Here is a 25,221-nt window from a genome sequence, read left to right on the forward strand (position 1 = left end):
TGGCTGTATATATTTAAGTGAGGCGAACGCCGCCCATGATTCCAGCGCCAAGGTATCGGGGCGTGTCCGTGTGCGGGCAACCGCAACCCGATAGGCAACCGCCTGCTGTCAACGGTACGATGGTTCACCTATCCGCGAGGCTGCCCCCATGTTCTTCGGTGTTCTACTGATCATCACCTGGCTGATCCTGCTGCTGCGCTACCCGGCCAGGGCGTTGCCGGTATCCCTCGCCGCCGCTGTGGGCCTGGGCTGCGTGGCGATGTGGGTGGTCTGGCTGGACAATCGCGAAGCCGCGCAACTGGCGCGCCTGGAGCTGCGCATCAGCTACGCCCCCGAGCAGTGCCCCGCCGACCGCCCCTTGCAGCTCAAGCTGAACAACGGCAACGACGTCCCCCTGACCGAACTGCGCTGGCGCGTCGGCGCCTATGCGCCGGGTGATACGGTGAACCTGGCTGATAACGTCTATGCTGCCCCGCGCTATCGCGGCCCCGGCGAGCTGCAGGCCGGCGCCACCTGGGAAGATTGCCTGCCGGTGCCGCCACTGCGCCCCGGCTACCGCCCGCAAACCCTGGAGTTTCGCGCCGAACACCTGCAAGGCAGCTTCTCCGACTAACAACCGCACAGGATTGATCCATGCCCAACGTGCTTATCACCGGTTGCTCCAGCGGCATTGGCCGGGCCCTGGCCGATGCCTTCAAAACCGCCGGCTACAACGTATGGGCCAGCGCCCGCCGCCCCGAAGACGTCGCCGCACTCGCAACTGCCGGCTTGCAGGCCGTGCAACTGGACGTCAACGATGGCGCGGCCCTGGCGCAACTGGCTGGACAGGTAGGCGAGCTGGATGTGTTGATCAACAACGCCGGCTACGGCGCCATGGGCCCGCTGCTCGACGGTGGCACCGAGGCCATGCAGCGCCAGTTCGAGACCAACGTGTTCGCCATCGTCGGCGTGACCCAGGCGCTGTTCCCCGCCCTGCGCGCACGCAAAGGGCTGGTGGTGAATATCGGCAGTGTGTCCGGGGTGCTGGTCACGCCATTTGCCGGCGCCTACTGCGCTTCCAAGGCCGCCGTGCATGCCTTGAGCGACGCGTTGCGCATGGAGCTCGCACCGTTTGGCGTGCGGGTCATGGAAGTGCAGCCAGGGGCGATCAACACCCACTTTGCCAAGAACGCCGGCACCCAGGCCGAATTGCTGATCAATGAACAATCGCCATGGTGGCCACTGCGCGAAAACATCCGCGCCCGCTCCCAGGCCTCCCAGGACAAACCGACCCCGGCCAGCGTGCTTGCAGCGGATGTGCTCAAGGCCGTGCAACAGGGTCAACCACCCCGCCTGCTGCGCTCGGGCAATGGCAGCCGGGCATTGCCCTTGATGGCGGCGCTGCTGCCCAAAGGGTTGTTGGAGAAGGTGTTGAAGAAGCGCTTCGGGCTCAGTGGAGCGCTTTGATCATTGTGGCGAGCGGGCTTGCCCTCTGCACAGGGGCTTCGCTATTTCATGAAATCAATAAACGCCCGCACCTTCAGCGGTAAATGCCGCGTGTCCGGATACAGCGCATACACCCCCTGGGGCGCGAAGCGATGATCCGGCAACAGGCGCACCAGCCGCCCCGCGTCCAGATCCGCCTGCACCAGCCACTGCGGCAGGACCGCCACGCCATGGCCGCGCACGGCAAATGCCTGCAGCACGGCAGCACTGTCAACCACCAGCGCACTGGGGCCCGAGCGATATTGATGCTCGCCACCTGCCGGGTCGGTCACGCTCAACTCGGTCAAGCGGCCATGCCCCAGCTTGGGCAGTTGTTCTAGTTCATCCAGCGTTTGGGCGGTACCCAAACCAGGCGCCGCGACGGCAAATACCTGGTAAGTGGATAACTGCACCGCACGATGATTGGAGTCCACCAGGCGCCCCAGCCGGATCGCCACGTCAAACCTTTCGGAGATCAGGTCGGCATGGGTCGAGGATGTGGATAAGTGAATGTTGAGGTCCGGGTGCAGGCGGCGAAAACCTTCCACTGCGGGCGCGACCACCGCCAGCGCATATTCAACAGTCGTGGTGATGCGCAACGTGCCCTTGAGCTGGGCGTGTTCAGAGCGTGCCTCTTCCACCGCCAGCCGTGCTTCTTCGAGCATGCGTGTACAACGCAGGTAGAAACGCTCACCGGCATCGGTGAGCGCCAGTTGGCGGGTACTGCGGGTGAGCAGGGTGACGCCCAGTTCGGCTTCCAAACGTTTGAGATTGAAGCTGACCACCGCGCGGGTCTGGCCCAGCAGATCGGCGGCGGCCGTCAGCGAGCCGGCCTCGACCACGGCCTTGAAAGTGTCGAATCGGTCCAGGCTAACCATGGCCACCGCCCCCTTTGTCAAAATATTTTTGACAAACTAACAGGCAAACCCGTGTATCCCAAGCTCTGCGACCGGCCTACCCTGCCAGCCTCAAACGCTGGATCACCCCTATGACCTACCGCTCGAAAGTCGCCTGGATCTTTTTACTGGGGTTCGCCCTGGACCTGGTGAACATGTTTGTCGCCACCGTCGCCTACCCGGATATCGCCCACGAACTGCAGGCCTCGGTCACGCAATTGGCGTGGATCAGCAACGCGTACCTGCTCGGCCTGACCCTGATTATCCCGCTGAGCGTCTGGCTCGCCGCAGTGCTGGGCGAGCGGCGGTTGATCGCCGCGAGCCTGGGGCTGTTTGGCATGGCATCGGTGCTGGTGGGCCAGGCCGAATCGATCCAGGCCTTGATCGGCTGGCGGCTGTTGCAAGGCTTGGGGGGCGGATTGCTGATACCGGTGGGCCAGGCCTTGGCGTACCGACACTTTGCCCCTGGGCAGCGTCACCAACTGACGGCCCGAGTGATGTCGGTGGCGCTGCTGGTGCCGGCGCTCTCCCCGGCGCTGGGCGGCTTGCTGGTGGACACGGTGTCGTGGCGCTGGATTTTCTACGCCAACCTGCCATTGGCCCTCCTGACCCTGCTGCTGGCACTGCTGTGGATAAAACCCGATGTGCCCGCCACCACGCGACCGGCCCTGGCTTTGGGGAGTCTGTTCAACCAGATCCGCCACCCGATGCTGCGAGTGGCGATGCTGGTGTATCTGTTCATCCCCGGCGTATTTATCGGCACCAGCCTGGTCGCCATCCTCTACCTGCGAGACCTTGGATACGACGCGACACGCACCGGGGCCTTGATGCTGCCGTGGGCCCTGGCTTCGGCCCTGGCCATCTACCTGAGCAAGCAGTGGTTCAGCCGGTGCGGGCCCAAGCCATTGCTGCTGGCCGGCATGGCCTTGCAATGCGCCGGCATCCTGCTGCTCAATGCGGCCCAACCCGCCCTGCTGGTGGGCGCCTATGCCCTGATGGGCCTGGGTGGCAGCCTGTGCAGTAGCACCGCGCAGACCCTGGCCTTTCTGGATATTCCTGCCGAACGCATGGGCCACGCCAGCGCGCTGTGGAATATCAATCGGCAAGTGAGCTTTTGCCTCGGTGCAGCGGCACTCAGCGCCGTGCTATCGGCCTCGGATTCCTTCACCATGACCTTCTTGATTGCGGCAGCCCTGACACTGCTGCCGCTCTTGGCAGTGCCAAGCCTGGATACCTCCAGGGTTCGCGCACTGCTTCACCCTGCCTGCGAGCCTCAATGATGATTGATTACAGCGACTTTTTTGAAGAAGTGATCCAGACCCACATCGAGATCGAGCAATGGTTTGCCGGCACAGCCCCCGAAGCTACCTTGCACACGCTACTGGCGCGCTTCTCCCCAGCCTTCAGCATGATCGCCCCCGCCACCGGCGCACGGGTCAATACCGCCGGGGTCAAGGCCCTGTTCACGCGCCTGGGTGGTATGCGGCCCGGCTTGAAAATCACCTTGAGTGAACTGGCGGGCATCGACCGCCATGCACGCGGGGCCACGGTGACCTACCGCGAACACCAGATCGATGCCAGCGGCACGCAAACGGACCGCCGCGCCACCGTGGTGTTCGAGAAACAGGCCAGTGGCGCGCTGCTGTGGCGGCACCTGCACGAGACCTATATCCAGGGCCAATAACCCTCCCCTGTAGGAGCCGGCTTGCCGGCGATAACGGTGTGTCAGTCAACTGGTGGATGGCTGACAGGCCGCTATCGCCGGCAAGCCAACGCCTACAAGTTTAGTGTTGTGCCTGGTTGACGATCACCGTGCAGGTGATCCCCGCCGCCAACAACACACCCTGCGGCACTTCATCAATATGAATGCGCACCGGCACTCGCTGGGCCAGGCGTACCCAGTTGAAGGTCGGGTTCACGTCGGCGATCAGTTCGCGGCTCTCGGGGTTGTCGCGATCGTAGATGCCACGGGAGATGCTTTCTACGTGGCCCTTGAGGGTCTCGCCGCTCATCAGTTGCATGTCGGCTTTATCACCGACCTTCACATGGGGCAGCTTGGTTTCTTCGAAGAAGCCGTAGACCCAGAACGAGTTCATATCGACTACGGCCATCTTGGCTTCGCCAATGCGCGCGTAGTCGCCGCGATGCACGTTGAGGTTGGTGACATAGCCGTCTACGGCCGCCAGCACTTGCGTGCGTTTCAAATTCAGCTCTGCCGCTTCCAGTTGCGCCAGGGCATGTTGGTAGTCGGCCAGGGCCGAGTCGGCGATGTTGCTGGCGTCGTCGCGGTTCTCTTTGGAGATCACCAGGGCGTCGAGGTCGGCGCGGCGGTGGGCGTTGACCTTGCGCATCTCCCAGGTGGCTTTGCGTGAGGCAACCAAAGATTGCGCCTGCTTGACCGCGATGCGGTAGTGCTCGGGGTCGATCTGCATCAGTAGGTCGCCCTTTTTCACCAACTGGTTGTCACGCACCGGCACGTCCACCACTTCGCCGGTGACATCCGCGGCCACGTTGATGATATCGGCGCGCACCCGGCCATCGCGGGTCCATGGGGTCTGCATGTAATGGACCCATAGGGTACGGCCAATCCAGATCGCCAGGGCCAACACCAGCAGGGTTGCGAGCAGGCTGAAAAACTTTTTCATCGGGGCATTCTCAACGGTAGACGGTCAGCGCCATGGCGCCGAAAAGACAGGTGAACAGGCTCAGGCGCAGCAGCGCCGGGTGCCAGAAAAAACGGTACAGGTCAAAGCCCGCCAGGAACCGATCCAGGGCCCAGGCCAGTCCCGCGGCGATGAAGAACATCAGGGTCATGGTCGGCATGTAGATGCCGTGGAACGCGATTTCACGAGGCATGGGCGACTCCGGAAGGCTTGAAGGCAGCCAGGGGCGATTGCGGGTCCAGCAGGGAGGTGCGGATAAAGTGCAGGTAGCTTTTCACCCGGCGCAGGGCCGAGGTATCGAAGTGGGGGGCGAAGGGTTCGTCGGTGGCCTGCACGCGGCTGATGGCGTGATCGACCGCCACCAGCGCGCGCTCCAGGTTGCTCTGGCTCGGTTGCAAAAACAGCCGCACCAGCGAGCGCCCCATCACCCGGATTGCCTGGCGCCAGGGCTGGGATTGGGCATAGGCCGGGTGCACCGGCAGGATTGCCTGTTCCTTGCGCAACTCAATGATCGCGTGGCCGACCTCCAGCACCACGAACATCCAGCGCAACAGGTTGCGTTGCACCTGCGGCTGGCCGGCGGCCAGGCCGTACGCCTGGTGCAGCAGGTCGCGGGTGCGGCTTTCAAAACCCGAGGCCAGGCCCTTGAGCTTGCCGCTGATGGCATATACCACTTGCTCGCGCAGGTCGCGCTCCAGGCGGCGCCACAGCCACGGGCTGTTGGGCGGCAGGATGATCGCCCCGGCCGCTGCACACACCAGCATGCCGATGATCATGGCGATGTAGTCGTTGATAAAGGTGTAGGGGTTGTAGATCGTCAGGTTATCCGGCACCGAACCGGTGCTGAAGAAAATCAACAAGCCAAGGCCAACCCCGGCGTATTGCGGGCGCGACGAGAGGAACGCGCCGAGCACAATTACCGGGGCGAGCATCACGCAGAGCAAGGGAAAGCCGTCGATCCAGGGAAACACGAAGAACATTTCGACAAACCCCACCAGCGCGCCGATCAAGGTCCCACAGGCCATCTGGAAGGCCATGCGCTTGGGGTTTGGCGTGGCGGCCGACAGGCCCACGGTGGCCGCGGCAATCAAGGTCATGGTCGCGCCGCTGGGCCAGGCCGTGGCCACCCAGTAACTGCCCAGTACCAGCAGAATGAATGACGCGCGAATCCCCGAGGCAGCGCAGGCCAGCCAGTTGGTTTTCGGGGTGTAGGGCTCGTCCCAATGCTCGCGTTCGTGGCTGTGCTCGGCCAGGGAGGCGTGGGTCTGCGCGTAGTTGTGCAGGTCATCGACAAAGCGGTACAGCAGCTCATAAGCGGTGTGGAAATCCAACTGCTCGGCATCGCTGGGGCTGCTCTCCTGGAACATCGCCCGCAGGCTGCGGACCTTGGCCGGCAGGCTCTCCTTGTAGGCCGTCAGTTGGCTCACCAGGCGCGCAGCATCGGGGCTGGTCAAGGCGCGCCCGCTGAAGCCATCGAGCAACTCGGCCAGGTCCTGCAGGCCGGGCTTGATCGCGGCCACCACATGGTCGGCGGCATCGCTGCGCAGGCGCTCAAGCAACTGGTGCAGGGCGTTGAACCGGGTGGTGATGCCCATGAATTCGCTGTTCAAGCGGCTGAGCCGGCCATTGCGCCGACGCATATGCGGGTCTTCGAATACGGTGACGCTGCGCAGCCCTTCCAGGCCCACGGCTTCGGCGATAAAGCGCACGTTGCTGCTTTCAAAACCTTCACGCTGGCTGCGCCCGCGCAGGCCATCGGTGACAAACAACGCAAAGGTGCCGAAGCGCTGGTACAAGGCGTTGCGCATCGCCGCGCTGCTGGTTTGCGGCAGGATCGCGGCACTGACCAGGGTCGCACACAAAATCCCCAGGGAGATTTCCAGCACCCGCCAGACCGCCGCCATAAAGGCGCCGTCGGGGTGGGCGAGCGCCGGCAGGCCGACCATCGCCGCCGTATACCCGGCCAGCACAAAACCATAGGCGCGAAAGTTACGGTTACGGGTGGCACCGGCCGTACACACGCCAACCCAGATCGCCAGCGCGCCAAGGAACAGCTCGGTGTTTTGCGCAAACAGGGCGATCAGCAACACCATCACCGCCGACCCCGCCAGGGTGCCGAGGAAGCGGTAGAAACTCTTGGCAAACACCTGGCCGCTTTGCGGTTGCATCACGATAAACACGGTGATCATCGCGGTACGCGGTTGCGGCAGTTCCAGGCGCATGGCCAGCCACAGGGTGAGGAACGCGGCGATCAGTACTTTGAAGATATACACCCAGGTCACGCCGTCACTGCGCGCCCAGTCGAAAAAGCCACGGCGCCATTCCAGGGAATGCAGCCAACGCAGCGGTGCAGGCAAGGGAGTCATGGGCAACCTGATCAGTGATCGAACACGGCCAAGGCCGCCGGGGTCTTGCTCGGGAGTGTCTTATCGGGTGCCGGCCCATCGTTGCCCGCGCCAAGGCCGCCGCCCAGGGCGGTCACCAGTTCGGCATGGGCGCTCAAGCGCGCGGCCTGGACCTGTTGCTCGACCTGTTGCTGGCGAAACAGCAGGGTCTGGGCATTGAGCACATTGAGGTAATCGGTCAGCCCGCGCTGGTAGGCGATCATGGCGATGTCATAGGTTTTCTGCGCCGAGGCCACCGACTCGGCGGCGAAGGTTTGCTGCTTGGCCATGGATTCACGGCGGATCAGTTGGTCGCTGATGCCCTTGAGCGCATTGACCAGGGTCTGGTTGTAGCGGGCCACGGCAATGTCGTAGCCGGCGCTGGCCGCGCCCAATTGCGCACGCAGGCGGCCACCGTCGAAGATCGGCAGGGTGATCGCCGGGCCGACGCTGTAGTTGAGCTTCTTGCCGGCGAGAAACTCCAGCATGCCGCCGCCGGTGGCGACGTAGCCGAGGCTGCCCACCAGGTCGACATTGGGATAGAAGCCGGCGTGGGCCACGTCGATGCCCCGGGCCTGGGCCGCGACTTGCCAGCGGCTGGCAACCACGTCCGGGCGCTGGCCGAGCAATTGCGCGGGCAGTGCCGAGGGCAATTTCAATGGTGCGCCGAGAGCCAGGGTTGGCCGCTGCAATCTCGCACCCTCCCCCGGGCCCTTGCCGGCCAGGGCGGCCAGCTGGTTGCGGGTCAGGGCGATTTCTTCGTCGAGGGCGTCCAGTTGCCGATGGGTTTCGGGCAACGGCGTCTGGGCCTGGCTGACTTCAAAGTGCGTGCCGATCCCACCCTCCAGGCGCTTTTGCGCCAGGTCGAGGATCTGCTGTTGCTGGGCCAGGGTGGCGGCGACGATATCGCGCTGGGCGTAATGCAGCGACAGCTGGATATAGGCGCGCACCACGTTGTTCTGCAGCTCCAACTGGGCCTGGCGCGCCTGGGCGACACTCCGATGCGCCAGGTCGAGGGCGCGCTCGCTGGCATTGCGCTCGCGGCCCCACAGGTCGAGGGCGTAGCTCAGGCCCAGGGCAGCGTTGTTGTCCCAAGTGGTGGAATTGTCCAGTTTACCGGGGCCGTAGAACTGATCGCTGGGCCAGTTGTGGCGCTTGAGGGTGGCGTCGCCGTTGATCTGCACGGCCTCGGCCGACTCGGCCAACCCCGCCATGGCCCGCGCTTCACGCACCCGGGCGGCGGCTTCGGCGATGCTTGGGCTGCCTTGTACGGCAAGATCGATCCAACGGTCGAGTTGCGGGTCGCCATAGGCCTGCCACCACTGGCTGGTCGGCCAGTGGGCATCCCGGGCGGCGCTCTGGATCGCGTCGTCGGTGGCCAGGGTATTGGCGGCGAGGTGCTTGCCTTGGGGGGCAATCCCTCCGGTTCCGATGCAGCCGCTGATTGCTAACGATAAAGCCCAAACACTGAGAGTCTTCAGCTCTCTGCTGATGCGACGCGGCACTGCTGCGAATTCCTGAGGTGGTGGTGCGGGGACGGTGCGGCAATTCTAGGGGGCGCGGGGAATGGCGATAAGGTGGGATTCCTGTGAATCTTTGTTACCGTTCAGGCGATAATCCATTGGTAGGGATCACTGGTAGTCGTAACTTTCTGTCACAATTTGTCATCTCCCTTGAGAGCACCCCATGGACACTTTGCAAAACATGCGCGCCTTCAGTTGTGTCGCCGAGGCCGGCAGCTTCACCGCCGCCGCCGTACAACTGGACACCACCACGGCCAACGTCTCGCGCGCGGTCTCCAATCTGGAGGCCCATCTGCAAACCCGCTTGCTCAACCGCACCACCCGCCGCATCGCCTTGACCGAGGCCGGCAAGCGCTATTTATTACGCTGCGAGCAAATCCTCGCCTATGTCGAGGAAGCCGAGGCCGAGGCCAGCGACGCCCACGCGCGCCCCGCCGGGCAGCTCAAAGTGCATACCATGACCGGCATCGGCCAGCATTTCGTGATTGATGCGATTGCCCGCTATCGCCGCACCCACCCCGACGTGACCTTCGACCTGACCCTGGCCAACCGCGTGCCAGACCTGCTGGACGAGGGTTATGACGTGTCCATCGTGCTCGCCAGCGAGCTGCCGGACTCGGGGTTTGTCTCCCAGCGCCTGGGGATCACCTACAGCATCGTCTGTGCCTCGCCGGCCTACGTTAAAGCCAATGGTTGCGCGCAGCGGCCCAGTGACCTGCTCAACCATGCCTGCCTGCGCCTGGTCAGCCCGGTGATCCAGTTGGACAAATGGGCCTTCAACGGCCCGGACGGCCAGGAAAGCGTGAGCATCAACAGCTCGCCGTTCCTGGTGAACTCCGCCGATGCGATGAAGACCGCGATCATCAGCGGCATGGGCGTCGGCCTGCTGCCGGTGTACGCGGCCATCGAGGGCCTGCGCAACGGCACCCTGGTGCGGATGATGCCGACGTATCGCTCCCAGGAGCTGAACCTGTACGCCATCTACCCGTCGCGCCAGTACCTGGATGCGAAGATCAAGACCTGGGTGGAGTACCTGCGCGGCTCGCTGCCGGAGATCCTGGCGGCGCACCAGGCGGAACTCGCGGCGTATGAGTTGAGCGGCAGTTTGGGTGGGGTGCGGCTGGGTAGCTGATTTAGAAAACGGACTCCCAACTATTGGAGATCCCCTGTGGGAGCGGGCTTGTCGGGTCGCCGCATCGCCGCGATAGCGGTATATCAGTGCCAGATGTAGTGCCTGACACACCGCTATCGCGGCGATGCGGCGACCCGACAAGCCCGCTCCCACATTGGTGATGCGGTGTCCTGACAAGTGTGGGCAGGAATGTTAGCGTGCTTGGCATTCTTCCCCGTCGATGAGCCTCACTTGCGATGAAAAAGACTGTCCTCGCCTTCAGCCGTGTCACCCCCCAGATGATCGAACGCCTGCAACAGGACTTCGAGGTCATCGTCCCCAACCCCAAGCAGGGCGATATCAACGCGCAGTTCAATGAAGCCCTGCCCCACGCCCACGGCCTGATCGGCGTCGGCCGCAAGCTGGGCCGGGCGCAGCTCGAAGGGGCGAACAAGCTGCAAGTGGTGTCCAGCGTCTCTGTGGGTTACGACAACTACGACGTGGACTACTTCAACGAACGCGGGATCATGCTCACCAACACCCCCGATGTGTTGACCGAAAGCACCGCCGACCTGGCCTTTGCCCTGCTGATGAGCAGCGCCCGCCGTGTGGCCGAGCTGGACGCCTGGACCAAGGCCGGGCAGTGGAAAGCCAGCGTCGGCGCGCCGTTGTTTGGCTGTGATGTACATGGCAAGACCCTGGGCATCGTCGGCATGGGCAATATCGGCGCAGCCATCGCCCGCCGTGGGCGCCTGGGCTTCAACATGCCGATTATCTACAGCGGCAACAGCCGCAAGACCGCGCTGGAACAAGAGCTGGGCGCGCAGTTGCGCAGCCTGGACCAGTTGCTGGCCGAGGCAGATTTCGTGTGCCTGGTGGTGCCGTTGAGTGAAAAGACCAAGCACCTGATCAGCCATCGCGAATTGGCCCTGATGAAATCCAGTGCAATCCTGGTGAACATCTCCCGTGGCCCGGTGGTAGACGAACCCGCGCTGATCGAAGCCCTGCAAACCCAGCGCATTCGCGGCGCCGGGCTGGATGTGTATGAGCGCGAGCCCCTGGCCGAGTCGCCGCTGTTCCAACTGAGCAATGCGGTGACCTTGCCGCATATCGGTTCGGCCACCCATGAAACCCGTGAAGCCATGGCCAACCGTGCCCTGGACAACCTGCGCAGCGCACTGCTGGGCCAGCGCCCGCAGGACCTGGTGAACCCGCAGGTGTGGAAAGGCTGATCGGCATTGTAGGAGCCGGCCAGCCAGCCCCTACAGTTTTTGGCGCGAACGTCGATAACCCGCTATAGATTGTTATCGCTGATCCACAGAAGGTTTTTATGTCCACCACCAAAGCCCGCGCAGATTCACTCTCGCTTCTGCTCTTTACCTTGCGCAGCGGCAAGCTGATGGCCATCAACCTGCTGAAAGTCAGCGAAATCATTCCCTGCCCGCCGCTGACCAAGCTGCCGGAGTCCCACCCGCACGTCAAAGGCATCGCCACCCTGCGTGGCGCGGCCTTGTCGGTGATCGACCTCAGCCGCGCGCTGGGCGAGATGCCCCTGCAAGACCCCGACGGCGGTTGCCTGATTGTCACCGATGTCAGCCGTTCCAAGCAGGGCCTGCATGTGCAGGCGGTGAGCCGGATCGTGCATTGCCTGACCACCGATATCCGTCCGCCGCCCTTTGGCTCTGGCGGCACGCGCTCGTTTATCACCGGCGTGACCCAGGTGGATGGGGTGCTGGTGCAGGTGCTGGACATCGAAAAAGTCATCCACGCCATCGCCCCCGCGCAGATTGAAGTGGCGCCGACTGACCTGACCATGGAAGAAGCCGAAGTGCTCGGCCATGCACGCATCCTGGTGGTGGACGACAGCCAGGTGGCCCTGCAGCAATCGGTGCACACCCTGCGCAACCTCGGCCTGACCTGCCACACCGCACGTAGCGCCAAAGAGGCCATCGACGTGCTGCTGGAACTGCAAGGCAGCGCCGGGCAGATCAATGTGGTGGTGTCTGACATCGAAATGTCGGAAATGGACGGCTACGCCCTCACCCGCACCCTGCGCGAAACCCCGGACTTCCAGGATCTCTACGTGCTGTTGCACACTTCCCTGGACAGCGCGATGAACAGCGAAAAAGCCCGCCTGGCGGGTGCCGACTCGGTACTGACGAAGTTCTCGTCACCCGAGCTGACCAAATGCCTGGTGGTCGCCGCCCAGACCGTGGCGCAAAAAGGCCTGTAAATAGTGACAGCGTATTACCAACTGCTACGCCGCGACCTCACCGGCAGCCTGCCTGCACCGCAGTGGCCAGCCGGCACCCACCTGGATCATTACCGCCCTGCACTGGCCCCGGCGATCCATGCGGTATTGCGCATGACCCAGGAACAGGGCGGTGGCCGCGTGGCCAACCTGGAGGCCTGGCAGCAGCAATTTCTCAGCGACGCAGAGTTCGACCCCACGCTGTGCCTGGTAGCAAGTAACGCCGAGGGCATTCTTGGCGTGGCCCAATGCTGGACCAGTGCCTTTATCCATCACCTCAGCGTCCACCCCTGCGCCCAGGGCCAGGGGCTGGGTCGCGCCTTGTTGCTGCACAGCTTCCAGGTGTTCAAGCAGCGCGGCGAACCCTATGTGGACCTCAAGGTGCTGGAGAGCAATCTGCGCGCACGCCAGTTGTATGAAAGTGCCGGCATGGTGTTTGTGCTGCGCGACGTGGTCAGCGAGGGCTGAGCGGCACTGGCGCATAACTTGCTTCCAGAGTCTCTGAACGGCGGATAGAGGTAAAAACCCGTCACCGTTCAAGAGAGCCCTCTGACCTGGCCTGGTAGCAGATCCTCCATGAATACCCATTTTTCCTGCGTTGGTTGCGGTAAATGCTGCACCGACCATCATGTACCCCTGACCCTCGACGAAGCCCGCCAGTGGGCGGCGGACGGCGGCAATGTCATCGTGCTGGTGGAAGGTTTCCTGGGCAATGGCCTGGGCCTGCCTGTGCAACAACGCGAGCATGCCGAACGGCGTTCGGTGGTGGTGCCCAGCGGCAATACCCAGGCGTTCGTGGCGATCACCTTTGCCGCCTACAACGCCGGGCGCTGCCGGAATCTTGACGAAGACAACCGCTGCGGCATCTATGAACGGCGGCCGCTGGTCTGTCGTATCTACCCGATGGAGATCAATCCGCATATCCCGCTGAACCCGGCCGCCAAGGATTGCCCGCCGCAATCCTGGGAACAGGGCCCGGCGCTGATCGTCGGCGGCGAGCTGATGGACCGGGAACTGGCCGAGCTGATCCACCGCTCACGCCAGGCCGACCGTGACGATGTACAGACCAAGGAGGCGGTGTGCGCCCTGCTGGGGATTCGCACCACGGCGCTCAAGGGCGATGGTTTTACCGCGTACCTGCCGGACATGGGCGCCTTTGCCCAGGCCATAGCGCTGGCGGTGGAGCAACCGACCATGGCCAATGAGTGGGTGTTTCATGTGTCCGGGATGGACATTGCCGAACAGTTGCTGGATGCCGGGGCGCAGATCGCCACCGAAGTGCCGGCCAACTATGCGTTTATCTCGCTGCGCGCTGCCTGAACCTTTTGGGAGCCGGCTTGCCGGCGATGGCGTGCGCGAAATCGCCATTGCCGGCAAGTCGGTTGCGAAGATTAGCGGCGTTTGCCCCAGAACTCTTCAGCCAGCCGCCGCAGGTCCTCCGCCAGGGCCGCTACGTCGCCCGAGCTGAGCTGGCTCTGTTGGCCGGCGCTGACGGTGGCCTCGCCAGCATCGCGAATGCCGACAATATTGCGATTGATGTCCTCGCTCACCGCGCTCTGTTCCTCCACCGCCGTGGCAATCTGCACGCTCATAGCGGTGATCTGGTTGACCCGCTGGCTGATGCCATCCAGGGCCGACGCCGCGCGCTGGGCATGCTCGACGCTGACTTCGACGTGCTGGCTGCTTTGCTCCATCGCCATCACCGCATCGCGGGCGCCGCCCTGCAGGGTACTGATCATGCGCTGGATTTCATTGGTCGATTGCTGGGTGCGCTGGGCCAGGCCGCGGACTTCATCTGCCACCACCGCAAAGCCACGGCCCTGCTCGCCCGCCCGCGCCGCCTCGATGGCCGCGTTGAGGGCCAGCAGGTTGGTCTGCTCGGCAATCGCCCGGATCACCTCCAGTACGCTGGAGATATCCCCGCTGTGGCTTTCCAATTGATGGATCACACTGGTGGCCCTGGCCAGCTCCTGGGACAGGCGCAGCACCGCATCACGGCTTTCGTCCACCCGCTGATGGCCTTCGCGGGTCTCGCTGCCGGCCTGGTCGGCCGCTTTCGAGGCTTGCTGGGCATGGTTGGCGACTTGCGCCACGCTGGCCGCCATCTCCTGGATCGCGGTGGCCACCTGGTCGGTCTGGGTCTGCTGGCCCAGGGTGCTGGCGTGACTGCTGTCCAGTTGCTGGACCAGGGCGGCGGCGTGCCCGGATAAACGCTGCGACGCATCGCCAATCCGGCCGACCACCGCGCCCACCTGGGCTTCGAGCATCTGCATGGCAAATTCGATTTGCCCCAGCTCATCGGCACGCCCGGTGTAGATCGCCTGGCTGACGGGGTTATCGGCAATCTGCCGGGCCCGCTCGCTCAATTGCCTCAAGGGGCGCAACAACAGGTTGATACCCAATACCCCCGCTGCGCCCACCGCAGCCAGGCCCAGCACCTGCAAGGCCCACGAGTAGCTCGCCAACCCGGCCCCCACTCCCCAGGTCAGGGCGCAGGTTGCACCGGTGACCAGCGACAACTTCATGGGCATCTCCAGCACTGGCCGCAAGCGCCGACTACCCGCGCGCAGGCGGGCGTAAGCGCGCTCCGCCGCCATCATCCGCCGCGCATCGGGCTTGGTGCGTACCGACTGGTATTCCACCGCGACACCGTCGCGCGTGACCGGCGAGGCATAGGCGCTGACCCAATAGTGATCGCCGTTCTTGCAGCGATTTTTCACCATGCCCATCCACGACCGGCCGCTTTTGAGGGTCTGCCACATATGGGCAAAGGCCGCCGACGGCATGTCCGGGTGACGCAGCAGGTTATGTGGCGCGCCCAGCAATTCCTCGCGGTTGTAGCCGCTGACGTCGATAAAGTCCTGGTTGGCGTAGGTAATCGAACTGCCTAAGTCAGTGGTCGAAAGGATGTTGGCGTCTGGGGCAATGTCCACACTTCGACCCGTGACCGGGAGATTGATCTTCATGGAAAGCGCGCTCGGGGGTTATTGAGGGAGTCGGCAGGGGCACCGACTCTAAGCGCACCGGTTGAGCAAATACTGATCCAGCTCATGTTCCACGCATTTAGTTGGGCACCGCTGCCTCCGGCTCGCGGTACTCCTCGATCAGGGCCACGCACTCCAGCGCCACCCGCGCGCTGCGCGGTAAGCGGCGCACCGCCAGTACGCTGCGGGCGGGCAACCGGCTACGGTCGAAGTAGCCCAGGTACACCTCGTTGACCAGGGCCAGGTCATCCAGGTCGGCCAGCATCAAGGTGCACTTGACCACCCGGTCCAACGAGGAATGATGACGCTCCAACAGGTCGTGCAGGGTCTTCATCACCTGCTTCATCTGCGCGCCAGTGCCACCCTTCACCGGGTTGCCGCGAACATCCAGCCCCGCAATATTGGAAATGTACAGCGTGTTGCCAACCCGTACTGCCTCGGAAAAAGGCAGCGCAATTTCAGTGGGGTAAAAGTGTGGTCCGTCGCCCTCCGGCGCCGCTGCCGTCTCGGGCTCCTCCTGCAGATAGCGCTGGAGAATGCGCTGGTGCTCGCCGCTCTGCTTGAGCTGCTCCAGCGCCCGGTTGAGGTCACCGCGCAATTGCGGGTCGGACTTGCGCACACCGATGGCCACGGCGGTGCCCATCTGTTGGCCGGTGACCGGCCGGCCGACAAAATCAAATGGCTGCCCCTGCTCGGTGTCGAGCAGCTCCTGGCGGATTTCGGCGGTGCCTTGCAGCGTCGCGTCGATATCACCGGCCACCAGGCTGCGGATCAACTGATCGTTGAGCCAGAAACTCTTGATGATCACGCCCGCCGGCGCCCATTGCGCCAGGGCAAACGCTTCGCGATTGCTGCCGGTAAGTACTCCCACGCGCTTGCCCTTGAGGGCACGCACCGTGGGCAGCAGGCCGGAATACTTGCGGGCTACCAGGTGTGTGGTGAGGGGGTACAGGTCGTCGGTAAAGTCGATCAACTGCCGGCGCTGAGGGGTTGAAGCCATGCCCATGATTGCATCGAAACGCCGGCTTTCCAGGGCGTCGATGCTAAGGGTGAAAATCTGGTCGACCCAGGTGCAACGGGCGTCGAGCTGGGCGCACAGGGCATTGCCCAACTCGATGTTCAGGCCTACCAACTGGCCTTGGGCATCGCGGCTTTCATAGGGGGGAAACAGTGGGGAGATTGCGAAGCGGATTTCGCTGCGCGCTGCAGCAGCTGTCGCTGCGCCTATAAACAAACCACCCGACAGCAGCGACCCAACGGATAAAACGAAGATCTTTGCCAAAGCCATGAAGAAGTCCCTTTCTTGAAAGACCCGCTCCCTCAACCGGTACTTCTGCCAGCCAGACGCGGCGAAGGGGAATCGAGAAAGCTTTCAAGAAAAGGTCATGGGCCGACAAGGCGAAAAGTCAGCAAGAGCTGTAGGCAGTCAGCGTTTGCCCATCGAACGACGAGTGCCCGGCGGCGCCATGCCGGGGGTCTTGGTGTGGCCGTTCTTCGCGCCGTTTTTGTACCACGGCTGATTGCTGTCTTTCGCCCCGGCCAGTTCACCCGGTTTGAAAGGGAACTTGAAGGCCGGGATCACCGGTTTGGCTTCACTGTCGAGGCAGTCTGGATCAGCGAGTTCGGCGCTTTCAACAGGCGGTTGTGTCGGGGAATTCATGGAAGCTCCGGGGCGTGCAAAAAATGACGCGGGCCCGACTTGCGGGCCACACTGGCGCGCAGTATACCTGCGCGCCCTGGATCTTTAACCACCGCCTGTACGAATGGTCGACCTTTGCTGACAGCGCTGTCAGTTAACGGTCACTTTGCTGACCGGGTTTGCAGGCTATAAAGAACCTCCACTCTTCCCATTCTCTGTCCGGACGCCGCGAGCCCATGCACATTCAACGCAAAACCACCTTGATTGTGCTCGCCGTCGTGGCCCTGGCGGTCGTGGCCTGGGTCTCGACCCGGCCGGCCAAGACTAAGCTGTCTGCCTCGACTGCGATCCCGGTGCGGGTGGTCAGCGTCACGCAGCAGGACATCCCGCGATTTGTCAGCGGCATCGGCTCGGTGCTGTCGCTGCACAGTGTGGTAATTCGCCCGCAGGTCGACGGCATCCTCACCAAACTGCTGGTAAAGGAAGGGCAATTGGTAAAAACCGGTGACCTGCTGGCAAGCATCGATGACCGGGCGATCCGCGCCAGCCTCGACCAGGCCAAGGCCCAACTGAGCGAAAGCCAGGCGCAGCTGCAGGTGGCGCAGGTCAATCTCAAGCGCTACAAGGAGTTGAGCATCGACGACGGCGTGTCGAAGCAGACTTACGACCAGCAGCAAGCCCTGGTCAACCAGCTCAAGGCCACCGCCCAGGGCAACCAGGCGGCGATTGATGCAGCTCAGGTCCAGCTTTCCTACACGCAGATTCGCTCCCCCGTCAGCGGTCGGGTGGGGATTCGCAATGTGGATGAAGGCAACTTCCTGCGTACCAGCGATGCCCAAGGCCTGTTCTCGGTGACGCAGATCGACCCGATCGCCGTGGAGTTTTCCCTGCCGCAACAGATGCTGCCGACCCTGCAAGGCCTGATCGCCGCGCAGCACCCGGCCAGTGTCGATGCCTTCCTCGGCGCCGACACCGATAGCCCGGCGGCGGTGCTGCTCGGTGAAGGCCGCCTGAGCCTGATCGATAACCAGATCAGCGCCACCACCGGTACCATCCGCGCCAAGGCCGAGTTCAGCAATGCCACGCAAACGCTGTGGCCGGGGCAACTGGTCACGGTGAAGATTCAGACCGCCCTCGACAAGGCCGCCCTGGTGGTGCCGCCGACCGTGGTCCAGCGCGGCATGGACTCGCATTTCGTGTACCGCCTCAATGGCGACAAGGTGGACGTGGTACCGGTGCACGTGGCCTATCAGAACAGCGCATTGACGATTGTCACCGGCGTGCAGGCCGGTGATGTGCTGGTCAGCGACGGCCAGTCACGCCTCAAGGCCGGCGCCCAGGTGGAGGTGCTCAAGGAGCCGCCGCAAGTGATCCAGACCGCCCAAGCGCAGGCCCAGCCATGAAGGGCCGTGGCTCGGTATCGGCGTGGTGCGTCGACCATCCGGTCGCGACCCTGCTGCTGACCTTTGCCCTGGTGCTGCTGGGCTTGATCGCCTTTCCGCGCCTGCCCGTCGCGCCCTTGCCGGAGGCGGAGTTCCCGACAATCCAGGTCACCGCCCAACTGCCCGGCGCCAGTCCCGATACCATGGCGTCCTCGGTGGCAACGCCCCTGGAAGTGCAATTCAGCGCCATCCCCGGCATGACCCAGATGACCTCAAGCAGCGCCCTGGGCTCCAGCCTCCTGACCCTGCAATTTACTCTCGACAAGAGCATCGATACCGCCGCCCAGGAAGTACAGGCGGCGATCAACACCGCAGCCGGCAAGTTGCCCAGCGATATGCCCAACCTGCCGACGTGGCGCAAGGTCAACCCGGCGGACAGCCCGGTGCTGATCCTCAGTATCAGCTCCAACAATATGCCCGGCACCGAACTGAGCGACTACGTGGAAACCCTGCTGGCCCGGCAGATCAGCCAGATCGACGGGGTCGGCCAGATCAGCATCACCGGCCAGCAACGCCCGGCGATTCGCGTGCAGGCCTCGCCGGACAAACTCGCCGCCATCGGTCTGACCCTGGCCGACATCCGCCTGGTCCTCCAGCAATCGAGCCTGAACCTGGCCAAGGGCGCGCTGTATGGGCGCGATAGCGTGTCGACGCTGTCGACCAACGACCAACTGTTCCACCCCGAGGAATACGGCGACCTGATTGTTTCCTACAAGGACGGCGCGCCGGTGCAGTTGCGCGACGTGGCACGGGTGATCAACGGTTCGGAAAACGCCTACGTGCAAGCCTGGTCCGGTGATACGCCGGGGGTCAACCTGGTGATTTTCCGTCAGCCGGGGGCCAATATCGTCGACACCGTGGACCGCATCCAGGCCGAGCTGCCGCGCTTGCAGGCGATGCTGCCGGCGTCGGTGGACGTCAGCTCGTTGTCGGATCGCACCAAGACCATTCGTGCCTCGCTGCATGAAGTGGAAATCACCTTGTTGATCGCGGTGTTGCTGGTGGTGGCGGTGATGGCGCTGTTCCTGCGCCAGTGGTCGGCGACCCTGATTGTCTCCAGTGTGCTCGGGGTTTCGCTGGTCGCCAGTTTTGCCTTGATGTACGTGATGGGTTTCAGCTTGAACAACCTGACCCTGGTGGCCATCGTGATTGCCGTGGGGTTTGTGGTGGACGACGCGATTGTGGTGGTGGAGAACATCCACCGTCACCTTGAGGCCGGCCTGGACAAGCGTGAAGCAGCGATCAAGGGCGCCGGCGAGATCGGTTTTACCGTGGTGTCCATCAGCTTCTCGCTGGTGGCGGCGTTTATCCCGTTGCTGTTCATGGGCGGCGTGGTCGGGCGCCTGTTCAAGGAATTTGCCTTGACCGCGACCTCGACCATCCTGATTTCGGTGGTGGTGTCCCTGACCCTGGCGCCGATGCTGGCCGGGCAGTTTATGCGCGCCCCGACCCACCACCCCCATGACAAGCCAGGGTTTGGCGAACGCCTGCTGGCCGGGTACGCGAGGAACCTGCGCCGGGCGCTGGCCCATCCACGCACGATGCTCGGTATCTTCGTCGTGACCCTGGGCCTGGCCGTGGCCGGCTACGTGTTTATCCCCAAGGGGTTTTTCCCGGTACAAGACACCGGTTTCATTCTTGGCACCAGCGAGGCGGCAGCCGATGTGTCCTACCCGGATATGGTGGCCAAGCACCAGGCCCTGGCCGAGATCATCAAGGCTGACCCGGCGGTGGAAAACTTTTCTCACTCGGTGGGCGTGACTGGCAGCAACCAGACCATTGCCAACGGCCGCTTCTGGATTGCCTTGAAAGATCGCGGTGATCGCGACGTGTCCGCCAGCCAGTTTATCGACCGGATCCGCGCCAAACTGGCCCAGGTCCCGGGGATCGTGCTGTACCTGCGCGCCGGCCAGGACATCAACCTCAGCTCCGGACCCAGCCGCAGCCAGTACCAGTACGTGCTCAAGAGCAACGATGGTGCGACCCTGAACACCTGGACCCAGCGCATCACCGAAAAACTGCGCGCCAACCCGGCCTTTCGCGACCTGTCCAACGACCTGCAACTGGGCGGCAGCATCACCCACATCAGCATCGACCGCCAAGCCGCCGCGCGTTTCGGCCTGACCGCCACCGATGTCGACCAGGCGCTGTACGATGCGTTCGGCCAACGCCAGGTCAATGAGTTCCAGACCGAGACCAACCAGTACCAGGTGGTGCTGGAACTGGACAGCCAGCAACGGGGCAAGGCCGAGAGCCTGAACTACTTCTACCTGCGCTCGCCCCTGAGCGGCGAGATGGTGCCGCTGTCGGCGCTGGCCAAGGTCGATCCGCCGACGGTCGGGCCGTTGTCCATCAGCCATGACGGCATGTTCCCGGCGGCCAACCTGTCGTTCAACCTGGCGCCGGGCGTGGCCCTGGGTGACGCGGTGATCATGCTTGACCAGGCGAAGAACGAGATCGGCATGCCGAGCACCATCATCGGCAATTTCCAGGGCGCGGCCCAGGCGTTCCAGAGTTCATTGGCCAGCCAGCCGTGGCTGATCCTCGCGGCGCTGGTGGCGGTCTATATCATCCTCGGCGTGCTGTATGAGAGTTTCGTGCACCCGCTGACCATCATCTCGACCCTGCCCTCTGCCGGCCTGGGTGCGTTGATCATGCTGTGGCTGCTGGGCCAGGACTTTTCGATCATGGCGTTGATCGGGTTGGTGCTGTTGATCGGCATCGTCAAGAAAAACGGCATCCTGATGATCGACTTTGCCCTGGAGGCGCAGCGCGTTCGCGGGCTGGCGCCTGGCGATGCGATTTACGAGGCCTGTATCACGCGCTTTCGGCCGATCATCATGACCACCCTCGCCGCCCTGCTGGGCGCGGTGCCGCTGATGCTCGGCGCAGGTCCCGGCGCGGAATTGCGCCAGCCGTTGGGGATCGCGGTGGTCGGCGGGTTGCTGGTGAGCCAGGCGCTGACCCTGTTCACCACGCCGGTCATATACTTGTACCTTGAGAAACTTTTCCATAGACCCACACCGGCCCCTGGGCTGGCGACCACACATTGAGGCGGGGTCATGCGCGTCCTGATTATTGAAGACGAAGAAAAAACCGCCGACTACCTGCATCGCGGGCTGACGGAACAAGGCTACACCGTGGACGTGGCCCGCGACGGCATCGAGGGCCTGCACCTGGCCCTGGAGAGCGACTACGCGGTGATCGTGCTCGATGTGATGCTGCCCGGCCTCGACGGTTTTGGCGTGCTGCGCGCACTGCGGGCACGCAAGCAGACCCCGGTGATCATGCTCACCGCCCGCGAGCGTGTGGAAGACCGCATTCGTGGCCTGCGCGAAGGGGCCGACGATTACCTGGGCAAGCCGTTTTCCTTCCTCGAACTGGTGGCACGCCTGCAAGCCCTGACCCGCCGCAGCGGCGGGCATGAACCGGTGCAGGTGACCATCGCCGACCTGTGGATCGACCTGATCAGCCGCAAGGCCAGCCGCGCCGGCCTGCGCCTGGACCTGACCGCCAAGGAGTTCTCGCTGCTCAGCGTCCTGGCCCGGCGCCAGGGCGAGATCCTGTCCAAGACGGCGATTGCAGAAATGGTCTGGGACATCAATTTCGACAGCGATGCCAATGTGGTCGAAGTGGCGATCAAGCGCCTGCGGGCCAAGCTCGATGGGCCCTTCGAACACAAGCTGCTGCACACTATTCGTGGCATGGGCTATGTGCTGGAGAACCGCAGTGTCGAGTAACTCGATTGCCCTGCGCCTGAGCGGCATGTTCACCCTGGTCGCGCTGGTGATTTTCCTGCTGATCGGCGGCGCGCTGTACCAGCAGGTGGACCGTGGCCTGGGCTTGTTGCCGGGGGCCGAGCTGGATGCGCGCTACAGTGTGCTGGAGTCGTCGATCACGCGTTTCGGCACGCCGGATCACTGGGTGAAGATGACCAGCAAACTCAAGCTGCTGGGGGAAGAGGACACACGGATTCGTTTCTGGGTGGTGAGCAGTGACCCGACCTACGAATACGGCAACCCGGACGCACGCATCCGCGAATTCGCCGCCGGCCCCACGGGCAAGCGTGATTTGTACCTGCCGGGGCATGCGTATCCGTTCAAGGTGCTGGTCAGCCAGTTCCCGGCCAAAGACCAGCGCCCGCCGCTGCGCTTTATGATCGCCATCGACACCGCCAACTTCCGCGCCACCCAGCACCATCTGCTGATGGCGTTGATCAGCCTGGCGTTTGTCGGCGTGGTGCTGGCTTCGCTGCTGGGCTTTTGGGTCGCGCGCATCGGTCTCAAGCCTTTGATCAAACTCTCGGACGAAGCGCAAAAACTGGCACCGCCAAAACTGTCCGGGCGCTTGCAGTTGTCACCGTTGCCGCCGGAGCTCAAGCAGTTCGTCAACTCCTTCAACTCGACCCTGGAGCGCGTGGAAACCGCGTACTCGCGCCTGGAATCCTTTAATGCCGACGTAGCCCACGAACTGCGCTCGCCGCTGACCAACCTGATCGGCCAGACCCAGGTTGCGCTGACCCGTGGCCGCTCGGCCGAACATTACTTCGAAGTGCTGCAATCGAACCTGGAAGAGTTGGAGCGCCTGCGCTCGATCATCAATGACATGCTGTTCCTGGCCAGCGCCGACCAGGGCAGCAAGGCCACCAAGCTGATCGAAAGCTCCCTGGCCGATGAGGTGGCGACCACCCTCGACTACCTGGATTTCATCCTCGAAGACGCCCAGGTGCAGGTCACGGTGGACGGCGATGCCTTGGTCCGGATCGAAAAAGCCCATTTGCGCCGGGCCCTGATCAACCTGCTGAACAATGCCGTGCAGCACACCTCGCCGGGGCAGGTGATCGAGGTGCGGATTGAAGCGCAGGAGCAACAGGTGCTGATTGGCGTGACCAATCCAGGTGAGCTGATTGCCAACGAGCACCTGCCCCGCTTGTTCGAGCGCTTCTACCGCGTCGACGCCTCGCGCAGCAACAGCGGGGCCAATCATGGGTTGGGGCTGGCGATCGTCAAGGCAATTGCGTTGATGCATGGCGGGGATGTGTTTGTGCGCAGTGAGCACGGGGGCAATACGTTTGGCATCAGCCTGCCCGTATAAACACCTCGGCCTACTGTAGGAGCCGGCTTGCCGGCGATGGCGGCCAGTCAGTCGACTTATTCATCACTAATCCACTGCTATCGCCGGCAAGCCGGCTCCTACAGTTGATCTTCGCTGTCTTGACTGTTGCGGTTTGGGCAACAGTCATTATCTTGTTACACTCTGTACCGTACCGCTCGCCTGCGCCAATATGTCGCATCGACGAGCGAGACGGCAAAGACAGCCGACCCGCCCTGCCATTTCCCTCGACTTATTTCCAGGGCTCTACACTGGGAATCTGTCTTAAAGCCGCTGACTTCAGCGGCTTTTTTTTGCCGTAAAAAAGGCCAGGAACACCCCACGACATTGGCCGTTCAGACTTACCCAAAGGAGCTCCCCCGGTGAAACCCGCGCTGACATTCACCCCGTTATTCCTCGCGATTGCAGCAACTATCTCCCCGCTCGCCCTTGCAGCAGATGCCCCTCCCGCCGACGGATTCGTCGAAGGCTCAAGCCTCACCATCAACACCCGCAACTACTACATGAATCGCGACCGCCGCGACATTCACATCAACGACAGCAAAGAGTGGGGCCAAGGCTTCCTCGGCATCTTCGAATCCGGCTACACCCAGGGCACCGTGGGTTTGGGCCTGGATTTGCATGGCATGCTCGGCCTGAAGCTGGACGGCGGTGGCGGTACCGACGGCTCCAGCATCCTGCCGTACGGCAGCGGCAGCGGCAAAGCGCCGGGCTCGTTTTCTACCGGTGGCGGCACCCTGAAAATCCGCGCCTTGGATACCGAGCTGAAGGCCGGCGACCTGTTCCTCAACAACCCGGTGATTGCTGGCGGCATGACGCGCATGCTGCCCGAGACCTTTCGTGGCGTCAGCCTGACCAACCACAGCCTTGACGGCTGGATGTTCGAAGGCGGCCAGGCCAGTTTTGCCAAGCTCTACAACCAGAGTGGCCATGGGCGCATCGGCACCAGCTATGGCGCACTGCCCAAGGGCCAGGACAGCCAGCACATGAACTGGGCCGGCGTGGCGTGGAGCGGTCTGCCAGGGCTGACCAGCAACCTGTACGCCTCCGAACTCAAGGACGTGTGGAACCAGTACTACTACGACCTGGACTACACCTACGCGCTCAATGACCTGGTCAGCCTCAACCCGGGCCTGCACTTCTACCACACCCAAGACACCGGCAATGCCCTGCTGGGGGATATCGACAACAACACCTACAGCCTGCATTTCACCGTGGGCGTGGGCAATCACAGCGTCACGGCCGCGTACCAGCGGGTCAATGGCAACACGCCGTTCGACTACATCGCCCAGGGCGACAGCGTGTACCTGGACAACTCGCAGCAATACTCGGACTTCAACGGCCCCAACGAGCGCTCGTGGAAACTCAAGTACGCCTATGACTTCGCTGGTCTTGGCGTACCCGGCCTGACCTCGGCGGTGTCCTACATCAGCGGCAAGACCGACCTCACCAAAGTCGACCCCAACAGCCGCGGCTACTCGGCCTGGTACAGCGCCGATGGCAAGAACGCCAAGCACTGGGAGCGCGATATCGACCTCAAGTACGTGGTGCAGGGCGGCAAGGCCAAGGACCTGGCGGTGCGCCTGCAATGGGCTACCAACCGAGGCAGCAATGGCTACTCGGCGGTGGACCGCGATGTGGATGAGTATCGGGTGATCATCGACTACCCGATCAATGTGTTCTGACGGCCAATTATCTTTTTCGCCAATGACTTAATTTAAGGCGCGCGGAACTAAACTGCCATCATCGTCA

General features: G+C 63.2%; 21 protein-coding genes and 2 pseudogenes. 14 read left to right on the plus strand and 9 right to left on the minus strand.

Translation table 11 applies throughout. From position 1 onward, the window contains the following. The first annotated feature begins 148 nt into the window (after window positions 1–148). Both ACO77H_RS22785 and ACO77H_RS22790 read left to right on the plus strand, forming a co-directional pair. Window positions 149–613, plus strand: a complete 465-nt coding sequence (locus ACO77H_RS22785) for a multidrug transporter (RefSeq protein ID WP_169954556.1) — start codon at window positions 149–151, stop codon at window positions 611–613. Between the two features lie 20 nt (window positions 614–633). After that, window positions 634–1,446 carry an SDR family oxidoreductase gene (locus ACO77H_RS22790; protein WP_432754601.1) on the plus strand — a complete coding sequence of 271 codons (813 nt, stop codon included), beginning with the start codon at window positions 634–636 and terminating at the stop codon, window positions 1,444–1,446. Window positions 1,447–1,487: 41 nt separating this feature from the next. On the opposite strand, the gene ACO77H_RS22795 is transcribed toward ACO77H_RS22790, so the two are convergent. Then, on the minus strand, window positions 1,488–2,342 hold the full coding sequence (locus ACO77H_RS22795) for a LysR family transcriptional regulator (RefSeq protein WP_170056765.1): 855 nt from the start codon (window positions 2,340–2,342) through the stop codon (window positions 1,488–1,490). A 110-nt stretch (window positions 2,343–2,452) separates the two neighbouring features. On the opposite strand from ACO77H_RS22795, the gene ACO77H_RS22800 reads away from it, so the two are divergent. Together ACO77H_RS22800 and ACO77H_RS22805 are read left to right on the plus strand one after the other, a co-directional pair. Beyond that, on the plus strand, window positions 2,453–3,640 hold the full coding sequence (locus ACO77H_RS22800; RefSeq protein ID WP_170056764.1) for an MFS transporter: 1,188 nt from the start codon (window positions 2,453–2,455) through the stop codon (window positions 3,638–3,640). Continuing rightward, window positions 3,640–4,044: a DUF4440 domain-containing protein gene (locus ACO77H_RS22805; RefSeq protein WP_432755778.1), complete on the plus strand. Its 405-nt coding sequence runs from the start codon at window positions 3,640–3,642 to the stop codon at window positions 4,042–4,044. Before ACO77H_RS22800 ends, ACO77H_RS22805 begins: the two co-directional genes overlap by 1 nt. Window positions 4,045–4,144: 100 nt before the next feature. Here the strand turns inward: ACO77H_RS22805 and ACO77H_RS22810 are convergent, their stop codons facing one another. Genes ACO77H_RS22810 through ACO77H_RS22825 form a run of 4 tightly spaced genes read right to left on the minus strand, consistent with a single transcriptional unit; the run spans window position 4,145 to window position 8,912 of the window. After that, window positions 4,145–5,005 (minus strand): efflux RND transporter periplasmic adaptor subunit, encoded by an 861-nt coding sequence (locus ACO77H_RS22810; protein WP_170041768.1) that lies wholly within the window; start codon window positions 5,003–5,005, stop codon window positions 4,145–4,147. 10 nt (window positions 5,006–5,015) lie between these two features. Continuing rightward, entirely contained in the window at window positions 5,016–5,216 is a 201-nt protein-coding gene (locus tag ACO77H_RS22815; RefSeq protein WP_029297878.1) for a DUF1656 domain-containing protein, read from the minus strand. After that, window positions 5,206–7,389, minus strand: coding sequence for an FUSC family protein (locus ACO77H_RS22820; protein ID WP_432754602.1), 2,184 nt, complete (start codon window positions 7,387–7,389; stop codon window positions 5,206–5,208). The genes ACO77H_RS22815 and ACO77H_RS22820 overlap by 11 nt, the downstream gene beginning before the upstream one ends. Window positions 7,390–7,400: 11 nt before the next feature. Next, window positions 7,401–8,912 carry an efflux transporter outer membrane subunit gene (locus tag ACO77H_RS22825; protein WP_432754603.1) on the minus strand — a complete coding sequence of 504 codons (1,512 nt, stop codon included), beginning with the start codon at window positions 8,910–8,912 and terminating at the stop codon, window positions 7,401–7,403. A 181-nt stretch (window positions 8,913–9,093) separates the two neighbouring features. Between ACO77H_RS22825 and ACO77H_RS22830 the strand changes: the two genes are divergently transcribed. The 5 genes from ACO77H_RS22830 to ACO77H_RS22850 all read left to right on the plus strand — a co-directional run bounded on the left by ACO77H_RS22830 (window position 9,094) and on the right by ACO77H_RS22850 (window position 13,612). After that, on the plus strand, window positions 9,094–10,062 hold the full coding sequence (locus ACO77H_RS22830; RefSeq protein ID WP_169954563.1) for a LysR family transcriptional regulator: 969 nt from the start codon (window positions 9,094–9,096) through the stop codon (window positions 10,060–10,062). 236 nt (window positions 10,063–10,298) lie between these two features. Then, on the plus strand, window positions 10,299–11,273 hold the full coding sequence (locus tag ACO77H_RS22835; RefSeq protein WP_170041766.1) for a 2-hydroxyacid dehydrogenase: 975 nt from the start codon (window positions 10,299–10,301) through the stop codon (window positions 11,271–11,273). A 98-nt stretch (window positions 11,274–11,371) separates the two neighbouring features. Next, complete coding sequence (locus tag ACO77H_RS22840) at window positions 11,372–12,274, plus strand: chemotaxis protein CheV (RefSeq protein WP_057438202.1); 903 nt, start codon at window positions 11,372–11,374, stop codon at window positions 12,272–12,274. A 3-nt stretch (window positions 12,275–12,277) separates the two neighbouring features. After that, window positions 12,278–12,760, plus strand: a complete 483-nt coding sequence (locus ACO77H_RS22845) for a GNAT family N-acetyltransferase (RefSeq protein ID WP_432754604.1) — start codon at window positions 12,278–12,280, stop codon at window positions 12,758–12,760. 108 nt (window positions 12,761–12,868) lie between these two features. Next, on the plus strand, window positions 12,869–13,612 hold the full coding sequence (locus ACO77H_RS22850) for a YkgJ family cysteine cluster protein (RefSeq protein ID WP_169956329.1): 744 nt from the start codon (window positions 12,869–12,871) through the stop codon (window positions 13,610–13,612). Window positions 13,613–13,683: 71 nt separating this feature from the next. On the opposite strand, the pseudogene ACO77H_RS22855 reads toward ACO77H_RS22850, so the two are convergent. The 4 genes and pseudogenes from ACO77H_RS22855 to ACO77H_RS22870 all read right to left on the minus strand — a co-directional run. Next, a pseudogene (locus ACO77H_RS22855) lies at window positions 13,684–14,676 on the minus strand (methyl-accepting chemotaxis protein); the annotation flags it as partial. 300 nt (window positions 14,677–14,976) lie between these two features. Beyond that, a pseudogene (locus tag ACO77H_RS22860) lies at window positions 14,977–15,258 on the minus strand (PAS domain-containing protein); the annotation flags it as partial. Window positions 15,259–15,355: 97 nt separating this feature from the next. Further along, window positions 15,356–16,564, minus strand: a complete 1,209-nt coding sequence (locus ACO77H_RS22865; protein ID WP_432754605.1) for a transporter substrate-binding domain-containing protein — start codon at window positions 16,562–16,564, stop codon at window positions 15,356–15,358. Window positions 16,565–16,702: 138 nt separating this feature from the next. Next, on the minus strand, window positions 16,703–16,936 hold the full coding sequence (locus ACO77H_RS22870; protein ID WP_432754606.1) for a hypothetical protein: 234 nt from the start codon (window positions 16,934–16,936) through the stop codon (window positions 16,703–16,705). 215 nt (window positions 16,937–17,151) lie between these two features. Between ACO77H_RS22870 and ACO77H_RS22875 the strand changes: the two genes are divergently transcribed. The 5 genes from ACO77H_RS22875 (at window position 17,152) to ACO77H_RS22895 (ending at window position 25,154) form a co-directional block, all read left to right on the plus strand. Next, the gene (locus ACO77H_RS22875) at window positions 17,152–18,318 is read left to right on the plus strand and encodes an efflux RND transporter periplasmic adaptor subunit (RefSeq protein ID WP_432754607.1); all 1,167 of its coding nucleotides are present in this window, start codon (window positions 17,152–17,154) and stop codon (window positions 18,316–18,318) included. After that, complete coding sequence (locus ACO77H_RS22880; protein ID WP_432754608.1) at window positions 18,315–21,410, plus strand: multidrug efflux RND transporter permease subunit; 3,096 nt, start codon at window positions 18,315–18,317, stop codon at window positions 21,408–21,410. Before ACO77H_RS22875 ends, ACO77H_RS22880 begins: the two co-directional genes overlap by 4 nt. Window positions 21,411–21,419: 9 nt before the next feature. After that, window positions 21,420–22,097: a heavy metal response regulator transcription factor gene (locus tag ACO77H_RS22885; RefSeq protein WP_169956339.1), complete on the plus strand. Its 678-nt coding sequence runs from the start codon at window positions 21,420–21,422 to the stop codon at window positions 22,095–22,097. After that, window positions 22,087–23,451 carry a heavy metal sensor histidine kinase gene (locus ACO77H_RS22890; RefSeq protein ID WP_432754609.1) on the plus strand — a complete coding sequence of 455 codons (1,365 nt, stop codon included), beginning with the start codon at window positions 22,087–22,089 and terminating at the stop codon, window positions 23,449–23,451. Before ACO77H_RS22885 ends, ACO77H_RS22890 begins: the two co-directional genes overlap by 11 nt. A gap of 380 nt (window positions 23,452–23,831) precedes the next feature. Then, window positions 23,832–25,154: an OprD family porin gene (locus ACO77H_RS22895; protein WP_432754610.1), complete on the plus strand. Its 1,323-nt coding sequence runs from the start codon at window positions 23,832–23,834 to the stop codon at window positions 25,152–25,154. Window positions 25,155–25,221: the final 67 nt, after the last annotated feature.

The sequence above is a fragment of the Pseudomonas sp. WMBT8 genome (genome assembly GCF_050916005.1).
Lineage (GTDB): Bacteria > Pseudomonadota > Gammaproteobacteria > Pseudomonadales > Pseudomonadaceae > Aquipseudomonas.